This window comes from Devosia sp. Root685, from assembly GCF_001427875.1.
Taxonomy (GTDB): domain Bacteria; phylum Pseudomonadota; class Alphaproteobacteria; order Rhizobiales; family Devosiaceae; genus Devosia.
Genome location: NZ_LMHK01000004.1, coordinates 71916 through 87251, shown reverse-complemented (window position 1 = coordinate 87251; position 15336 = coordinate 71916). Strand labels below are relative to the sequence as shown.

Annotated in this window: 16 protein-coding genes; 7 read left to right on the top strand and 9 right to left on the bottom strand. The window is 61.8% G+C overall.

The window, feature by feature from the left end; translation table 11 throughout:
• Positions 1–407: 407 nt before the first annotated feature.
• Positions 408–848, top strand: a complete 441-nt coding sequence (locus ASD83_RS17845) for an RrF2 family transcriptional regulator (protein ID WP_056313515.1) — start codon at positions 408–410, stop codon at positions 846–848.
• Between the two features lie 203 nt (positions 849–1051).
• On the opposite strand, the gene purU is transcribed toward ASD83_RS17845, so the two are convergent.
• The 6 genes from purU to ASD83_RS17815 form a co-directional block, all read right to left on the bottom strand.
• Complete coding sequence (purU, locus tag ASD83_RS17840) at positions 1052–1906, bottom strand: formyltetrahydrofolate deformylase (protein WP_056313513.1); 855 nt, start codon at positions 1904–1906, stop codon at positions 1052–1054.
• Between the two features lie 858 nt (positions 1907–2764).
• Positions 2765–3106 (bottom strand): hypothetical protein, encoded by a 342-nt coding sequence (locus ASD83_RS17835; protein ID WP_156386037.1) that lies wholly within the window; start codon positions 3104–3106, stop codon positions 2765–2767.
• A gap of 100 nt (positions 3107–3206) precedes the next feature.
• Entirely contained in the window at positions 3207–4016 is an 810-nt protein-coding gene (locus tag ASD83_RS17830; protein ID WP_056313510.1) for an ABC transporter permease subunit, read from the bottom strand.
• A gap of 1 nt (position 4017) precedes the next feature.
• The gene (locus tag ASD83_RS17825; RefSeq protein WP_244489239.1) at positions 4018–4872 is read right to left on the bottom strand and encodes an ABC transporter permease subunit; all 855 of its coding nucleotides are present in this window, start codon (positions 4870–4872) and stop codon (positions 4018–4020) included.
• Positions 4873–5170: 298 nt separating this feature from the next.
• On the bottom strand, positions 5171–6322 hold the full coding sequence (locus tag ASD83_RS17820; RefSeq protein WP_056313506.1) for an ABC transporter ATP-binding protein: 1152 nt from the start codon (positions 6320–6322) through the stop codon (positions 5171–5173).
• 52 nt (positions 6323–6374) lie between these two features.
• Complete coding sequence (locus ASD83_RS17815) at positions 6375–7466, bottom strand: polyamine ABC transporter substrate-binding protein (protein ID WP_056313505.1); 1092 nt, start codon at positions 7464–7466, stop codon at positions 6375–6377.
• 415 nt (positions 7467–7881) lie between these two features.
• Here ASD83_RS17815 and ASD83_RS17810 point away from each other — a divergent pair, with 415 nt between their 5' ends.
• The 3 genes from ASD83_RS17810 (at position 7882) to ASD83_RS17800 (ending at position 10269) form a co-directional block, all read left to right on the top strand.
• A complete protein-coding gene (locus ASD83_RS17810; protein WP_056313502.1) occupies positions 7882–8829 on the top strand; it encodes a pseudouridine-5'-phosphate glycosidase in 948 nt (315 codons plus the stop codon).
• Positions 8826–9710 carry a carbohydrate kinase family protein gene (locus ASD83_RS17805; RefSeq protein ID WP_056313500.1) on the top strand — a complete coding sequence of 295 codons (885 nt, stop codon included), beginning with the start codon at positions 8826–8828 and terminating at the stop codon, positions 9708–9710. The genes ASD83_RS17810 and ASD83_RS17805 overlap by 4 nt, the downstream gene beginning before the upstream one ends.
• A 67-nt stretch (positions 9711–9777) precedes the next feature.
• Positions 9778–10269 carry a hypothetical protein gene (locus ASD83_RS17800; protein ID WP_056313497.1) on the top strand — a complete coding sequence of 164 codons (492 nt, stop codon included), beginning with the start codon at positions 9778–9780 and terminating at the stop codon, positions 10267–10269.
• A gap of 37 nt (positions 10270–10306) precedes the next feature.
• On the opposite strand, the gene ASD83_RS17795 is transcribed toward ASD83_RS17800, so the two are convergent.
• Positions 10307–11116 (bottom strand): siderophore-interacting protein, encoded by an 810-nt coding sequence (locus ASD83_RS17795; protein ID WP_056313495.1) that lies wholly within the window; start codon positions 11114–11116, stop codon positions 10307–10309.
• Positions 11117–11235: 119 nt separating this feature from the next.
• Here ASD83_RS17795 and ASD83_RS17790 point away from each other — a divergent pair, with 119 nt between their 5' ends.
• A complete protein-coding gene (locus ASD83_RS17790; RefSeq protein ID WP_056313494.1) occupies positions 11236–12207 on the top strand; it encodes a zinc-binding dehydrogenase in 972 nt (323 codons plus the stop codon).
• A 6-nt stretch (positions 12208–12213) separates the two neighbouring features.
• Here the strand turns inward: ASD83_RS17790 and ASD83_RS17785 are convergent, their stop codons facing one another.
• Positions 12214–13110: a hypothetical protein gene (locus tag ASD83_RS17785; RefSeq protein WP_056313492.1), complete on the bottom strand. Its 897-nt coding sequence runs from the start codon at positions 13108–13110 to the stop codon at positions 12214–12216.
• Positions 13111–13185: 75 nt separating this feature from the next.
• Positions 13186–14502 (bottom strand): NAD(P)H-dependent oxidoreductase, encoded by a 1317-nt coding sequence (locus tag ASD83_RS17780; RefSeq protein WP_056313490.1) that lies wholly within the window; start codon positions 14500–14502, stop codon positions 13186–13188.
• A gap of 163 nt (positions 14503–14665) precedes the next feature.
• On the opposite strand from ASD83_RS17780, the gene ASD83_RS17775 reads away from it, so the two are divergent.
• Positions 14666–14956: an STAS domain-containing protein gene (locus ASD83_RS17775; RefSeq protein WP_056313488.1), complete on the top strand. Its 291-nt coding sequence runs from the start codon at positions 14666–14668 to the stop codon at positions 14954–14956.
• Positions 14953–15318 carry a response regulator gene (locus ASD83_RS17770; RefSeq protein WP_035085423.1) on the top strand — a complete coding sequence of 122 codons (366 nt, stop codon included), beginning with the start codon at positions 14953–14955 and terminating at the stop codon, positions 15316–15318. The genes ASD83_RS17775 and ASD83_RS17770 overlap by 4 nt, the downstream gene beginning before the upstream one ends.
• The last annotated feature ends 18 nt before the right edge of the window (positions 15319–15336 follow it).

Genomic DNA, 15336 nt, shown 5'->3' with positions numbered 1-15336 from the left:
GAACTGCCGCCGCCCGCGCCGGAACCGGACATGGCAGAGGTGCCCCCGGCCGAACTGGTCGTCGTCGAACCGGCCGAGAACCCCGTTGAAGCAGAAGCCAAGACCGAGGACACGCCCTCCATTGGCGGGGCTCCACCTGCCATCGACGAGGTGATTATACTGCCGCCGGAGGCGCCGGGGATAAGTTCTGACGAAACGCCAGAAGAGGCTGTGGTCGAGGTGGCGGCGGCCGATGAAGTTAGCGGGCCCGTTGCGACGGATGATACACCTGAAGCTGTGGATGAAGCGGTCGTTGTGGAGCCGGGCGAGGTCGTCGACGCTGCCCTCGAGCCCGAGCCCGAAGAGACCAAAAAACCGGAGCCGGATGTGCCAGTCGTGAAACCGGAGCCGAGGGAGTAGGCCGGGCCATGATGTCGCAAAAGGCCAAATATGCGCTGAGAGCCCTGGTGGCGCTGGCCCGGGCCGGGCGCGGCGAAAGCCGCATGATCGGCGAGATTTCCCGCGATCAGGCGATCCCGAAAAAGTTCCTCGAGCAGATTCTCCTCGAATTGAAGCGCGCCGGCCTTGTCACCAGCCGGCGCGGCCGCATGGGCGGCTATGAGCTGGTCAAGGCGCCCGAAGAGATCATGTATGGCGAAGTGCTGCGGCTGATCGACGGGCCGATCGCGCCTTTGCCGTGCCTCTCAAAGATCGCCTATCGCAAATGCGAGGATTGCAAGGACGAGAGCTCCTGCGAAATCCGCCACGTCTTCGAGCGCGTCACGCTCGCTACGCGCGCGGTGCTCGACAGCACGAGCCTTGCAGACTCTCTCAATCTCGAAGACCTGCCGATCGACGAAGTCGCCTAAACGCTACGCGTTTAGGCTGGCTTAGCGCGTTTCAGGTTCAATCTGAACGGGGATACATCAGCAGTCCTCATGGTGAGGCGCGAAGCGCAGCGTAGCCTCGAACCACGAGGACGTGCCCCGATGCTTTGGCGCCACGCCCCCGTGGCTCGAGGCTTTGCAAGAGCAAAGCACCTCACCATGAGGGCTACTGCGACACGGCCGTTTCAGCCAAACACCACCGTCTTCTTGCCGTTGAGCATGACCCGGCTTTCCAAGTGCAGTTTTACCGCGCGGGCCAGTACCCGGCTTTCGATGTCGCGGCCGGCGGCGACGAGGTCGTCGGGGCTCATGACGTGGGTGACCCGGGCGGTTTCCTGCTCGATGATCGGGCCTTCGTCGAGATCGGGTGTCACATAATGCGCCGTGGCGCCGATGATCTTCACCCCCCGCTCATGCGCCTGATGATAGGGTTTTGCGCCCTTGAAACTGGGCAGAAACGAGTGGTGAATATTGATCACCTGGCCGAAAAGCCGGGTGGAGAGATTGTCCGAGAGCACCTGCATATAGCGGGCGAGAACGACGAGATCGGCGCCAACCTGCTTGACGATATCGAGCACCTGGGCTTCCTGGCTCGCCTTGGTGTCCTTGGTCACCGGCAGATAATGGAAGGCGATGCCGGCGTCTTCGGCGATCTTGCGGGCGTCTTCGTGATTGGAAATCACCGCGGCCACATCGGCGTCGAGCCAGCCGACGCGGATCTGGTAGAGCAGGTGCAAGAGGGTATGGTCGAACTTTGAGACCAGAATGACGATCTGCTTGCGGCGGCTCTCGTCGCTCAGCGCCGTCTTCATGTCAAAACGCTCGATCGGCGATTTCAGCGCCTTTTCGATGCTCTCGCGGCCGACGCCTTGCGGCGCGGTGAAGGCGAGGCGCATGAAGAAGCGGCCGGTTTCCTTGTCCCAGAACTGGTTGGACTCAGCGATATTGGCGTTGAGCGCCGCCAGCTCCGTGGTTACCGCGGCGACGATGCCGGGGCGGTCGGTGCAGGAAAGGGTCAGGACGAAATTGGCCGAGGACAAGGCGGGCCTCCGAGGAAGGTGACGGCCAGCGGTATCAATGGCTTGTGCCCTGTCGTCAAGCCTCGCCTGCCAGAAAAGGAAAAGGGCCGCCCGTATGAGCAGCCCTTCCCTGAGTCATAGGCCTCGAGGGCCTAGGAGGTTGGTGCTAGCAGAGATCACTCCGCGACATCACCTTCAATCCCAGACCTGCTTCGAGTACCGCATTCTCAAAAGACACTGGATCACCTCCTTAAAGTTGGTTGAACATGAGGAAAGACTGCGCCCGTTCGCCGGGTCTGTCTAGTCACAAAACTTTCACGCGATCGGATGTTGCTCCGGCAACACGAAAATCCGCCCGGCCTTTCGGCGTCGCGGGTACACGGGTAACGGGCGGCCATTGGCTCGATCCGTATAGTACATTGGGAGCCAAAGGCCGCCCGTCACGGATCCGGAAGGCGCGGCTGCCGAATTCACCCCACCCGGAAAGGCGCCCCCTTCCACCGGTCATTCCGCCCGGCCCTGCGTAGGGGCCGCGTGACTGGCGGAATGGGCAGATATTGGCATGAGATTTTGGGGGCGGGGATAAGATGGATAAGTCGATCTGGCGCCCCCCAAAAAACACGATGACAGCCGGTGGGGATGGGCATCAGGCAGAGGAGGGGGATAGATCTGCAGTTTTGCGGGGGGCGAAACATTTTATGGCAAGGGCTGCCGTCGGGGCGCCGGTCGCCCGAGACTCTGGAAGACCACGGGATCGCATTTGGCCGATCTGCAAAAAGGCAGGAGTGCGTTTGGGGGCCTCACAAATGAATGGCCCCTTCTATTTGCGTCTGCTGCGCTCGATGACGCTATAGGCCAGAGACTGGAGGCCGAAATAAATCAGGGTGGTGATAGTAACGGTAACGACCATGCGAAGCGGGGTGTAATCGGGCGTCCAGCTGGCGATATTGACGCCGAGGGCCAATAAAGTCCCTCGAGAAAACTGCGTTCCACGAAGCTGGGGGTGAAGGGAAGGCGGGAGCGGACCGGATCGAATATGGTGGGGAGCCAGGCCACGGCGATGGCGAACGGAATGGCAATCATCATCTTGAGGGTCAGAAGCGATGCAGGGTCGCCATTGAGCGTGCTGGCAAGGCCTGCAAGGGCGATGATGGCGAGGCCCCAGCCATATTTGCGCAGGAGGCCATGGCTGCGGATGTAGTCGGAGGGCGTCTGGGTCACAGGGTTCTCCTTCTCGTCATCTCCAAATTGAAGCGAGAAAGCGACCATTTGGTGACGGGCATGTTGCTCAGGTGGAGCAACTTGCCTGTCACAAGTGTATCTAGACCTTCGCCTTTTTCGGCTTGGAACGCAGCTGAATGATTGTCGCAATAAGAACGCCCGTTGCCACGAGGCCGATGATGATGGTGGCAAGCGCATTGACATCGGGCGAGACGCCCAGACGGACTTTTGAAAAAATCACCATGGGGAGCGTCGAGGAGCCAGGGCCCGAAACGAAGCTCGCGATAACAAGATCGTCGAGCGAGAGGGTAAAACCGAGCAGCCAGCCCGAGACCAAAGCCGGGGCGATGATGGGCAGGGTGATATCAAAAAAGGTGCGGAGGGGGCTGGCGCCCAAGTCCATGGCGGCTTCTTCGAGGCTGCGGTCGAAATCGCCGAGGCGCGATTGCACCACGACGCAGACATAGGCGGTGCAGAAGGTGGAATGGGCAAGGATGATGGTCAGCATGCCCCGGCCCTGCGGCCAGCCGAGAAAGCCCTCCATGGCGACAAACAGCAGCAGCAGCGACAGGCCTGTGATCACGTCGGGCATGACCAATGGCGCCGATACCATGCCCGAAAACAGCGTCCGCCCCCGGAACCGGCGGAAGCGCACCAGCGCGACGGCTGCGAGCGTGCCCAGCACCAGAGCGATGGTGGCGCTGACCGCGCCGATCTGCAGGCTCAGCCAGGCGGCGTTGAGCATCTGGGGGTCGCGGAACAGTTCGCCATACCACTTGGTCGAAAAGCCCGACCAGACGGTCACGAGGCGGCTCTCATTGAAGGAGAAAATGACCAGCGAAACGATGGGCGCATAAAGGAACGAGAACCCGAGGGCCGCTGCGATGGGAAGGAACCAGCCACGGCGCATCTTATCTCTCCACCACGGCGCTCTGGGCGCGCTGCAACAGCATGATCGGAATGACGACAGCCAAGAGCATGGCGACCGCGACGGCGGCGGCACGCGGCCAATTGGCGGCGGTGAAGAATTCGTCCCAGAGGACGCGCCCGATCATCAGGGTTTCGGGGCCGCCGAGAAGCGAGGGAATGACATATTCGCCGATAGCCGGGATGAAGACCAGCATGGAGCCGGCAATGATACCGGGCAGCGACAGCGGCAGCGTCACCGAGAGAAAGGTCCGCAGCGGCCGGGCACCGAGATCGGCCGAGGCCTCAAACAGCGACACGTCGAGTTTCACCAGCGTCGTATAGAGCGGCAGGATCATGAAGGGCAGGTAGGTGTAGACGATGCCGACATAGACGGCGAAATCGGTCTGCATCATCACCAGCGGTTCCAGCCCGAAAAGGCCCAGAAACTGGTTGATGACGCCATTGCCGCGCATGAAACCGGTCAGCGCATAAACGCGCAGCAGGAATGAGGTGAAGAACGGGAGGATCACCAGCATTAAGAGGATATTGCGCCAGCGGTCGGGCGCGCGGGCTATGGCATAGGCCATGGGATAGCCGACGAACAGCGTGATCACCGTCGAAATGAAGGCGATGCGGATCGAGGACAGATAGGCCGCGATATAGAGATTGTCGGTGAAGAGGCGGATGTAATTGTTGAGATGCAGGGTGAGCTGCACCGTGCCCTCTTCGGTGGTCAGCAGCGGCGAATAGGGCGGGCGGCCGAACTGTTTTGTGGACAGCGAAATGCCAAAAACCACGGCCAGCGGAATGAGGAAGAAGACGAGGAGCCACAGGACCGGGGCGGCGAGCACCAGCATGCGGCCGGAGATGCCGACCTTGGCGAGGCCACGTTCGACCGCGTTCCAGGGTTTGAGGCGCCGCGGTGGGGGGATGGTGGGGTCGCGGGCGGTGGTCATGCGTTGGCTCCCGCGAGAATACCCCTCATCCCGACCGAAATTCGCAAATGCGAATTCGGTGGCCCTTCGGGCACCTTCTCCCGCAAGGGGAGAAGGGGGGCACTCTGCCTCCCAATGAACGGAGCCTCCCCTCGCCCCTTGCGGGAGAGGGTGGATGGCGCGCAGCGCCAGACGGGTGAGGGGTCCCTTTGCTGTGCGCTCATACCGTCAGCACCGAACCAGAGCTGTCGCTCCAGGTGATGTAGACTTTCTCGTCCCAGGTGATGGCATCGGGGTTGCCGCGCACCGAATTGGTCTGGCTGACACGGAGGCGTTTGCCGCTCTCGAGCGCTACCTGATACAAAGAGATATCCCCGAGGTAGGCGATCTCCTCTACAATGCCCGAGGTGACATTGGCATCATGGGGGGTAAGAGGTTTTTCGCGGCTCAGCACCATCTTTTCGGGGCGGATGGCCCACCAGAGAATTTGTTCTGGCGCGCAATCGACGCCGTGGCCGACATAGATATCGCAGCCGAGTTCGCTCGAGCGGATGCGGACATGGCCCGGCTCGTCCTCGGTGACTTTGCCTTCGACCATATTGGCCGAGCCGATGAAGCCGGCGACGAAACGGGAATTGGGGAATTCGTAGATGTCGGTGGGCTCGCCCACCATGGCGATTTCACCGAGATTCATGACCCCGATACGGGTGGCGAGGGTCATCGCCTCTTCCTGATCGTGGGTCACGACGATGAAGGTAACGCCGAGGCTTTCCTGGATTTTGACCAGTTCGAACTGGGTTTCCTCGCGCAGCTTTTTGTCGAGCGCGCCAAGGGGTTCATCGAGAAGGAGGAGTTTTGGACGTTTTGCGAGCGCGCGGGCCAAGGCGACGCGCTGGCGCTGGCCACCAGACAGCTGGTGCGGCTTGCGGCGACCGTAGTCCTGCAGTTTGACAAGGCTCAGCAGCTCGGCGACGCGATCGCTGATCTCGCCCTTCCCCAGATTGTCGCGTTTAAGGCCATAGGCGATGTTCTGTTCGACCGACATATGCGGGAAGAGCGCATAGGACTGGAACATCATGTTGACGGGGCGATTATAGGGGGGGACTTCGGTCATGTCCTGGCCATCGATCTCGATGGTGCCCGAGGTCGGCTGCTCAAAGCCGGCCAGCATGCGCAGAAGCGTCGACTTGCCCGAGCCGGAGCCACCGAGAAGGCAGAAAAGCTCGGAGCGGTAGATGTCGAGCGAGACATCGTGCACGGCCAGCACGTCGCCGAACTTTTTTGTCACGTTCTTGATGCGGACAAACGGCTTGTTATTGGCCGTATCGCGCCATGGCCGGGTATCGACGGCGAGCTGCTGAGACTTCTTCATGGCGGCATCCGAGTGTGAAAGGGGCGGCTATTAAAACCGCCCCTATAAGAGATTACTGGCCGGTTTTGATGCGGGTCCAGGTGCGGGTCAAGACCTCTTCGAAGTCAGGCGAATGCGCCTTCATGACGAATGCCTTGGCGATGGTCTCGGCGGGCGGGTAGATGCCGGGGTTGGACTTGACTTCCTCGTCGACGAATTCGAGCGCCGGCAGGTTGGGGTTGGCGTAGAACACGTAATTGGTGATCGCGGCCACGACTTCGGGTTCGAGGATGTAGTTGATGAACTTGTGGGCGTTGTCCGGATGCGGGGCATCGATCGGGATGGCGAGGAAGTCAAAGAGCGTCGCCGCGCCTTCCTTGGGGATCAGGTAGGTGACCTCATTGCCCTGAGCGGCCTGTGCGGCAGCGTCGGCGGCAATGAAGATGTCGCCGGAATAGCCGAGCGCGAGGCAGATTTCGCCATTGCCCAGATCATCGATGTACTGGCTCGAATGGTAGTAGCGGATCGAGGGTTTGATCGAATTGAGCAGCGCTTCGGCCTTGGCGAGGTCGTCCGCGCTCTCCGAATTGGGATCGAGGCCAAGATAATGGAGCGCAATGCCGATGACCTCGGAGGGGCTGTCGAGCACGGCGACGCCGCAGCCGGCGAGCTTGGAGACGACCTCGGGCTTGAACAGGAGGTCCCAGCTTTCAAGATCGGCATCGGGGCCGAGGGCGGCGGTCACCTTGGCGGTGTTATAGCCGAGCCCGATCGTATTGATCATATAGGGCACGGCATGGGCATTGTCCGGGTCCTGCTCGGCGGCGGTGGCCATGACGGCGGGGTCGAGATTGCCGAGGTTGGTCAGCTTGGACTTGTCGAGCGGCAGGATCAGGCCGGCCTTGATCTGGCGTTCGAGGAAATTGCCCGAGGGCACGACGATGTCATAGCCGGAATTGCCGGCGAGGAGTTTGGCGTCGACGATCTCGTTATTGTCATAGACGTCGTAATTGACCTTGATGCCGGTCTCCGCCTCGAAATTGGCGATGGTGTCTTCGGCAATATAGTCGGACCAATTATAGACGTTGAGGACCGGTTCCTCCTGGGCCAAAGCGGGGCTTGCAGCCACCAGGGCACCAAAGGCGAGGGCGAGCGTCTTGTTCATAACGTGGAAGCTCCAAGTAGAAAATCGAGGATAGTGACCCTCGCGGGGAGGGGAGGCTTTGCGGCAAGCCGCGCTCAGGCCAGGGCCCTCATCTTTGAGAACCCGGCGGAGAATTGGCGAATGATTGGGAACACGTCTTCAGGGGACGCCGAACGACGCCCGGCACGAACGCTGCGACCGGCCCGGAGCCGGGCTGACATCGAGGCGCGGCAGGCGCGCCATCAACAAAAGATCTGGTCAGCGAAGTGCCCTTTCCCTCTCTGATCGAGATGCAAACTAAAGTCATTTTTTAAGAGCGACAAGACCGGCAAACAGAAGTTTTTGCAGGGGTTGACCGCAGAACGGCCCGGGCGCAAAAGCGCTGGCAACAGGGGCAGACCTTATGGGGCCTCGAACAGTTTCCAAAGAGGCACGGATGAGCGGCAAGGCCTATCTTTCAGTATCGGCAGACGTGAGGGCGGCGCTGGCGGTCGGCAAGGCCGTGGTGGCCCTTGAATCCACCATCATCACCCATGGCATGCCTTATCCGCAGAACCTTGAAATGGCCCGGGACGTCGAGGATGTGGTGCGGGCAACCGGCGCGGTGCCGGCGACCATCGCCATCATGGATGGAAGGCTCTGCGTGGGTCTTGCGGGAGAAGACCTCGAACGCCTCGCTCAGGAGGGCCATAAGGCCGCCAAGGCCAGCCGTCGCGACGTTGCGGCGTTGCTGGCGAGCGGGACCACGGCCGGAACGACGGTTGCGACGACGATGCAGATTGCGGCGCTGGCCGGGATCAAGGTCTTTGCCACCGGCGGCATTGGTGGCGTGCATCGCGGCGCCGAGGACAGCTTTGATATTTCGGCCGATCTCGAAGAGCTGGGCAAGACGCCGGTGACGGTGGTTTGCGCGGGCGCCAAGTCGATCCTCGATATCGCCAAGACGCTGGAAGTGCTTGAAACCAATGGCGTGCCGGTGCTGGGGTTCGGCACCGACCATTTCCCGGCCTTCTGGGCGCGTGAAAGCGGCTTTGGCGTCGATCACCGCTTTGACGATGCCGAGGGCGTCGCAAAAATGCTCGCCATTCAGTCCGATCTCGACATGGGCGGGGTTCTTATCGCCAACCCCATTCCGGAAGCAGACGCCTGGGAAGCGAGCGCCATCGAGGGCTTTATTACTCAGGCACTGGCCGATGCCGATGCCAAGGGGATCAAGGGCAAGGCCATGACGCCCTTCCTGTTGCAGCGCATCTTTGAGCTGACGGGGGGCAAGTCGCTCGTCTCCAATATTGCGCTCGTCAAGAACAACGCGCGGGTAGCCGGCGATATCGCGGTGGCTTTGGCGCATCTTCAGGCCGGCAAGGCACCTGTTCGCCGCGCATGAGCAAAAAAGTCCTCGTCGTCGGCGACGTGATGACCGACGTCATCGTCAAGCCCGAGGGGCCGATCGTGTTCGGCTCTGACCGGCGGGCGGCGATCGAAAGCCGGCCGGGTGGTTCAGGCGCCAATCAGGCCGTGTGGCTCGGTGCAGCCGGGGCCGATGTGGTGTTTGCGGCGCGCGTCGGCATGGTCGACAAGGCCAGCCATGAGGGGCATTTTCGCCTGCGCGGCGTGACGCCGATGCTGGCGGGCGATCCGGTATTGGGGTCGGGCGTCCTGGTAACGCTGCTCGATCCCAGCGGGGAGCGTAGTTTTCTCACGGATCGCGGGGCCAATCTCAACCTCTCTGCCGAAGATCTGCCCGACAGCCTGCTTGAGGGAACCGGGCTGGTGCTGATCTCGGGCTATAGTTTCTTCGCGCCGGGGCCGCGGGCCGCGGTGCAATCGCTGCTCGGCCGGGCGCGCGAGCGCAAAATTCCGATTGCCATTGATCCCGCCTCGATCGGGTTTCTCGAAGAGGTGGGGCCGCGCACCTTCCTTGCCTGGGTCGGGGAAGCCGACTGGCTCTTTGCCAATGAGAGCGAAGCGGAAATGCTGGCGGGCACGGCCGATTTCGACGCGCAGATGCGCTTTCTCGGGACGCAGTTCAAGCAGGTCGTGATCAAGCGCGGCCGGTTCGGGGCGGCTTTAGGGGGCAAGGACGGCATTGCCGTCAGCCGGCCCGCCCCAATCGTAAACGTAGTCGATTCAACAGGTGCAGGGGATGCCTTTGCAGCGGGCTTCATTGCGGGTCTGACAGCGGGGCTGCCCGTAGAAGAGTGCCTTGAGCGTGGTATCGAAAATGGCGCGCGCGCAGTCCAATTCGTGGGTGGCCAGCCAAAATGATCACGCTGCCGTTATTTCTCCATGAAGCTCAGTACCTTTTGAGCAAACGAACAGCAGGGAAAGCGTAATGTTAAAGAAAGTGCTCGTGGCCGGCCTTCTTCTCGCAATGGGAGCGCAACAGGCGCTGGCCGATGGCAAAATCTACGTACAGCTGCCCGATCTCAGCACTTATGAAGGCTATCCGGCCGAGGAATTTCTTGGACGGGTGGTTCTGGCCAATGTCATCTCGAGCAATTGCACGGGCTATGAAGTGACCGACGAAGAATGGTCGCTGCTGACTGATTCCGCTGATCTCCTCGCCTATGGCCAGCTCAACCTGACGACCGACGATTACGATACGCTTTTCTATAAGCCTGCCTTCGATGCGCTTGATGAAGCAGGCGTTTGTGATCGCCAGGGCCCGGATGTGGAACGGGTGCTGAGCGAACTGGTCGAGCGCGGTGGCTCGCGCGAGGCGCTGCCGGACCAGGAAGCCGCCTATGAAGAATGGCGCGCTCTGATGGATGGGTTGCAGGCCGGGGCCAATGCGCCGGTAGCGGGCAAGACGAAAGCCAAGTAATTGCCACTTGCCGGCCCTTGACGGGCCGGCAAGTGGCTCAATGCGGCTCGTGCGCGTCGGCGGTGCCGAGCAGCCAATAGCCGGCCGCCTTTACCCATTCGGACTTGAAGCCGCGCTCTTCGGTGAGATGCTGGCGGACCGCTTTGCTCGTGCCGCTTTCGCTCGCGACATAGGCATAGGCATCGCCCCTGGGCAGGTCGAGCGTTTTGAGCGTGTCGAGCAACAGCGTCGTGCTGCCGGCGGGCGCGCCATTGCGGTGGACATAGATGAGGTCGAGGTCGGCCTTGGTTTCAAAGCGCTGCTCTTCGGCAGCGCTATCGACTTCGATCACTGCAACGACGACGGCGCCCTTGGGCAATTCCTCGATGCGGCGGCCGATGGCGGGCAGGGCGGTTTCGTCGCCCACAAGCAGGTACCAATCATAGGTGGTGGGGACGACCATGGAGCCGCGGGGGCCGCCGATGACGAGGGTCTTGCCGGCGGCTGCGGCAGCGGCCCAGCTTGAGGCGGGGCCATCGCCGTGCAGCACGAAATCGAGTTCGATCCAGCCTTGGGCGGCGTTCCAGTACCGCGGGGTATAGTCGCGCATTTCGGGGCGGGTGCCGGGCTCGAATTCGACGCCATTGGGACCGATCGCCGGCAGCAGCGGCGTCACGCCTTCGGGAAAGAAGAAAGCCTTGATGTGGTCGGCATGGCCGGGGGAAACAAAGCCCTCCATGTCGCCGGTGAGGCGGACCCGGCGCATGAGCGGGGTGATGTCGGTGACCGCGGTGACCGTAAGAAGACGCAGTTTCGTGTCGTGACGAACGCGCTGCGGGGCGCGGGGATCGAAGGCTTCGGTCGACATGATTTAATCCTGAATAACTTAGTCAGCATTTATTTCATGCATCGGTCGAAGGCAAGCCGGGGTTGAACACCATCGGGAGAGGCTTATCTCAGCCGCAGATCAATCCAAAGGAGCCGGCCATGAAAACCGCGATCTATTCCGAATTCGGCACGCCGGAAAAAGTCCTGCGAACCGATGACGTCGATCGGCCACAGCCAGGCGCGGGGCAGGTGCTGATCAAGATGGTGCTCTCGCCGGTTCACAATCATGACCTGATGACCATTGCCGGGCAATATGGTTTCAAGCCCGAACTGCCGGCTGTGCCGGGGACCGAGGCCGTCGGCGTCGTGGAAGCGCTGGGCGAAGGCGTCACCCATCTCAAGCTTGGCCAGCGCGTTGCCGGCGGCGGGGAAAAGACCTGGGCCGAATATTATATCGGTGCTGCGGCGCGGCTCGTGCCGGTTCCCGATAGCGTCAGTGACGAAACGGCCTGTCAGCTCGTCTCCATGCCGCTTTCATCCAAGATGCTGCTCGATACGCTGGAGGTCAATTCCGGCGACTGGATTGCGATCAATGCCGCCAATGGCGCGGTGGGCAAGCTTCTTACACAATATGCGGCGGAAAAGGGCGTAAAGGTGCTGGGCCTTGTGCGGCGCGATGCGGCCGTCGATGAAATGGCGGCGCTTGGTTTCAGGCAAGTGGTGGCGACCGAGAGCGCGGGCTGGCAGGACAAGGTCAAGTCGATCACGGGCGGGGCGCCGATCATTCGCGGCATTGAATCGCTTGGCGGCGAGGGGGCAACGCAGCTCTCGAGCATTCTGGCCGATGGCGCCCAGCTGATCAGCTTTGGCGCCATGACCGGGCGGCCGCTGAAAATTTCGGCGGGGGAACTGCTGTTCCGCAATATTTCGGTAAAGGGGTTCTGGGGCTCCAAGCCGCCGGTGAAGCCCGAGCGCATCGGCGAACTGCTGGGTGAACTGGTGCGGGATGCCGCGGCCGGCAAGTTGGTGCTCGAAATCGAGGCGGCCTATCCGATCAGCGAAGTGGCCGAGGCAGTGCGCGCCAGTGGCGAACCGGGTCGCAAGGGCAAGATCGCCATTCGCGGCAATTAGGCCGCTCTATTGGGCGGGCCCACCCGTCGCGGTGATTTTCGCGTCTGCGAGAATGGCGGCGATGGCGGCCGGGTTGTCCGCGTTCAAGTCGTCGAGCGAGATGCCTCTCTCGCTCACAAAATTGAGGTGCCAATCGCCTTCGGGCTTGGGGAAGGCACGGATCAGGGTGCCAAGGGCAACGAGCGAGCCGGGCGAAAGGGTGCCTTCGGGCAGGCCGGCCAGCGTCGCCACGACCGTTTCCTGCATGACCATGATCGCACCGGTCGGATCTTCGTCCGGCGGGAAAAGCATGTTGAGAACGGCGGGGGCAAAGATGGCGGCGAAGAGGCCGCGGTCTTCGAGCGTGAAATCGAGCTGGTTGAGCGTGCCCGAGACTTCGGTGATGTCGTTGATATCGACATCGGTATTGTCGAAATTGGAGAGGGAAGCTTTGATCGCAAACCGTCCAAGCCGTTCCGCGCTGAACTCAAATTCGGCCTGGCTGGTCAGCGCTTCGGGATCCGTCGTATAGGCGAGGCGCAGGTCCATGCCGACCGTGTTGAGGGCGAGGATATAATCCTGTAGCGGCGAATGGGTCAGGGGTTTGAAACGCACGCCCTTGAGGTCCAGCTCGGCAGCTTCAAAGATGTCACCGGCGGGGAAATTTGCCAGCAGGTCGGGACTGCGCAGCGTCACTTCATCTACGCTGTAGCTCATGAAGCTGGAGACGCCGTAGCTGATATTGGTGGCCCGGCAGCCGCCGTCGATGTCTTCCACCGCGCTGTTCGGACCCGTGACAATGTCTGATATCGACGCCACGAGGGCGGCGCAATCGGCAAGGCTTTTCGTCTTGGCGGCGGGCGCCGCGGCCACGTTCAGTGGCAGCAGGGACAAGGCGAGGGCGAAAAGGCCAAGCGATCGCATGTCGGCGCTCCGAAGAAAAAGGTCTCGGACATCTCTAGGACTAAGGGCGACGAGAATGTGGCGCAGAGTTGAAATTCAGAGATAGCCCAGCATTTTATCCTGCGCCTGGCGCAGGGCGAAAAGCCGGGTGGAGGTGTCGGGCTGGCTGTTGGCTGCGGTGAGAAGTGCGCCCTTGGCGATGGGGGCCGTGACCTTGCCGCCTTCGAGAAGGCCCACCGGGAGGGCGCCGGCGGCGCGGGCGTCGGCAGCGGTCATGGCATAGGAGCGGTAGCAGGTTTCGCCAATGGCATCGAGCGCTTCGCCGGGCAAGAGATCGCGCTTGGCGACGGCGCAGACTTCGGCGACGGGGCGGGGCAGGGGCACCATGTCCGGCTTGCCGGTGAGCATGATGCGCGCGCAAGTCAGCGGCACTTCAAGGCTCGTCAGGTGATAGGGGCGGAAGAAGGCATAATAGGGTCCGTGGCCGATATGGAGGTCGTCCATGCGCTCGATGATGCGCGGGTGGTCAGCCCTAACGATGACGAAAACGCCGGGGGCGACGCCCTTGCCGATGGTGAAATCAACGACGCCGGATGAGTTGAGGATGCCGCCATCGGCCTTGGGAATCAGCACCTTGGCCATGTCGTCGCGGTCGGCCTTGGGGCCGTGCATGCCCGGAATATCGGGCATCAGGCCCGTGGCATTGGCGATGGCGGTCATTTCGACGGCGGTTTTGGAGCCATCGACGAACTCGACCAGCATGCGCGGGTTCATGTTCCGGCGGGTGGCTTCCTCGCGATAGTCGTCGGGGACGGCGTCGTGCTTGAGCGGATTGTTCTTGCCCTTGCCGGCGGCGACGATGTCGAGGCCCAGCGCCGTGACGAATTCGATCAGCTCCATGCAGGAGGAGGGTTCGTCGCCGGCACCCACGGAATAGACGACGCCGAGGCGATCGGCCTGGGCTTTCAGATAGGGGCCGATGGTGACGTCGGCCTCGACATTCATCATGACGAGATGCTTGCCATGCTCCATGGCGGTCAGGGAGAAATCGGCGGCAACGCCGGGCTTGCCGGTCGCGTCGATGACGACGTCGATATTGGGTGTGGTGACGAGGGTTTCAGCGGAGGTGACGGCGATCTTGCCCTGTTCGATCGCGGCGGTTGCGGCGGCAGGAGACTCGACCACGCGGCCATGGCTGTCGTCGCCATAGGCGATGGTCATGGCGGCAAGCGCAGTGTGGGGGCGGCGGGTGGCGATGGCCGCCATTTCGACGCCCTTCATCAGGCTCATCTGGGTGACGAGATCAGTGCCCATTTCGCCCGAGCCGATGACGCCGACGCGAATGGGCCTGCCTGCATCGGCGCGGGCGGCGAGGTCCCGGGCGAGCCCGGTCAGAGCGATCTTGCTGGTCATGGCGATTGTCCTGATACTGCCGCCTCGTTACAGCCACTTGCCCGGCTCGGCAAGCGCGCTGGGCGTTGAACGGTGCTAAGCCCCGGCATCCGGGCGATTAGCACTTCTTAAACCGTTCCAGATGAATATGGCCACGGAGAGAACTCCGGGGGCACGCCAGAAAATGGCACATCAGGAAGCAAGCGCAATCGCCTTGCCAGAGGTCATTGACCTCGACGCGCTGGACGCGATTCGTGACAAGCTGATCGACGCTGTCGAAGATGGTGCAGTAACCGTTGTCGCAAGCGCGGTGCAGCGCGTGTCGACCAATGGGCTGCTGATGTTGATCAGCGCTGCTGAAACGGCCCGTCGTAACCATAATGAATTTGCTGTCGACGCGCCGAGCGCCGCCATGTTGGCCGCGATCGATCGATTGGGCCTTGGCGCACAATTTTCAGGGATGATGAAACCATGACATTGCGCGTACTGACTGTGGATGATTCCAGAACCATCCTGGCCATGTTGCACCATACGCTGAGCAATGCCGGTTTCGAGGTGCTGCAGGCCGAAGACGGCAAGCAGGGCCTGGATGTGCTGATGAGCCACGATATCGATGTTGTCATCACCGACATCAACATGCCCGTCATGGACGGCATCGAATTCATCAAGAACGTGCGGGCAAGCGGCCAGTACCAGAGCCTGCCCATCCTGATCCTGACCACCGAAACCAGCCAGGACAAGCGCGACCAGGGCAAGGCCGCGGGCGGCACGGGATGGATCGTCAAACCCTTCGATCCCGACAAGCTGATCAGCGTCATCCATCGCGTGGTCCACTAACACGATCTTCTTAAGGCT

What these genes read in the sequence shown, in the direction of transcription:
- ASD83_RS17845 (WP_056313515.1), top strand. Translation starts at nt 408, where the DNA reads ATGATGTCGCAAAAGGCCAAATATGCGCTGAGAGCCCTGGTGGCGCTG.
- ASD83_RS17830 (WP_056313510.1), bottom strand. Translation starts at nt 4,016, where the DNA reads ATGCGCCGTGGCTGGTTCCTTCCCATCGCAGCGGCCCTCGGGTTCTCG.
- ASD83_RS17825 (WP_244489239.1), bottom strand. Translation starts at nt 4,872, where the DNA reads ATGCTGGTGCTCGCCGCCCCGGTCCTGTGGCTCCTCGTCTTCTTCCTC.
- ASD83_RS17820 (WP_056313506.1), bottom strand. Translation starts at nt 6,322, where the DNA reads ATGAAGAAGTCTCAGCAGCTCGCCGTCGATACCCGGCCATGGCGCGAT.
- ASD83_RS17815 (WP_056313505.1), bottom strand. Translation starts at nt 7,466, where the DNA reads ATGAACAAGACGCTCGCCCTCGCCTTTGGTGCCCTGGTGGCTGCAAGC.
- ASD83_RS17810 (WP_056313502.1), top strand. Translation starts at nt 7,882, where the DNA reads ATGAGCGGCAAGGCCTATCTTTCAGTATCGGCAGACGTGAGGGCGGCG.
- ASD83_RS17805 (WP_056313500.1), top strand. Translation starts at nt 8,826, where the DNA reads ATGAGCAAAAAAGTCCTCGTCGTCGGCGACGTGATGACCGACGTCATC.
- ASD83_RS17800 (WP_056313497.1), top strand. Translation starts at nt 9,778, where the DNA reads ATGTTAAAGAAAGTGCTCGTGGCCGGCCTTCTTCTCGCAATGGGAGCG.
- ASD83_RS17795 (WP_056313495.1), bottom strand. Translation starts at nt 11,116, where the DNA reads ATGTCGACCGAAGCCTTCGATCCCCGCGCCCCGCAGCGCGTTCGTCAC.
- ASD83_RS17790 (WP_056313494.1), top strand. Translation starts at nt 11,236, where the DNA reads ATGAAAACCGCGATCTATTCCGAATTCGGCACGCCGGAAAAAGTCCTG.
- ASD83_RS17785 (WP_056313492.1), bottom strand. Translation starts at nt 13,110, where the DNA reads ATGCGATCGCTTGGCCTTTTCGCCCTCGCCTTGTCCCTGCTGCCACTG.
- ASD83_RS17780 (WP_056313490.1), bottom strand. Translation starts at nt 14,502, where the DNA reads ATGACCAGCAAGATCGCTCTGACCGGGCTCGCCCGGGACCTCGCCGCC.
- ASD83_RS17775 (WP_056313488.1), top strand. Translation starts at nt 14,666, where the DNA reads ATGGCACATCAGGAAGCAAGCGCAATCGCCTTGCCAGAGGTCATTGAC.
- ASD83_RS17770 (WP_035085423.1), top strand. Translation starts at nt 14,953, where the DNA reads ATGACATTGCGCGTACTGACTGTGGATGATTCCAGAACCATCCTGGCC.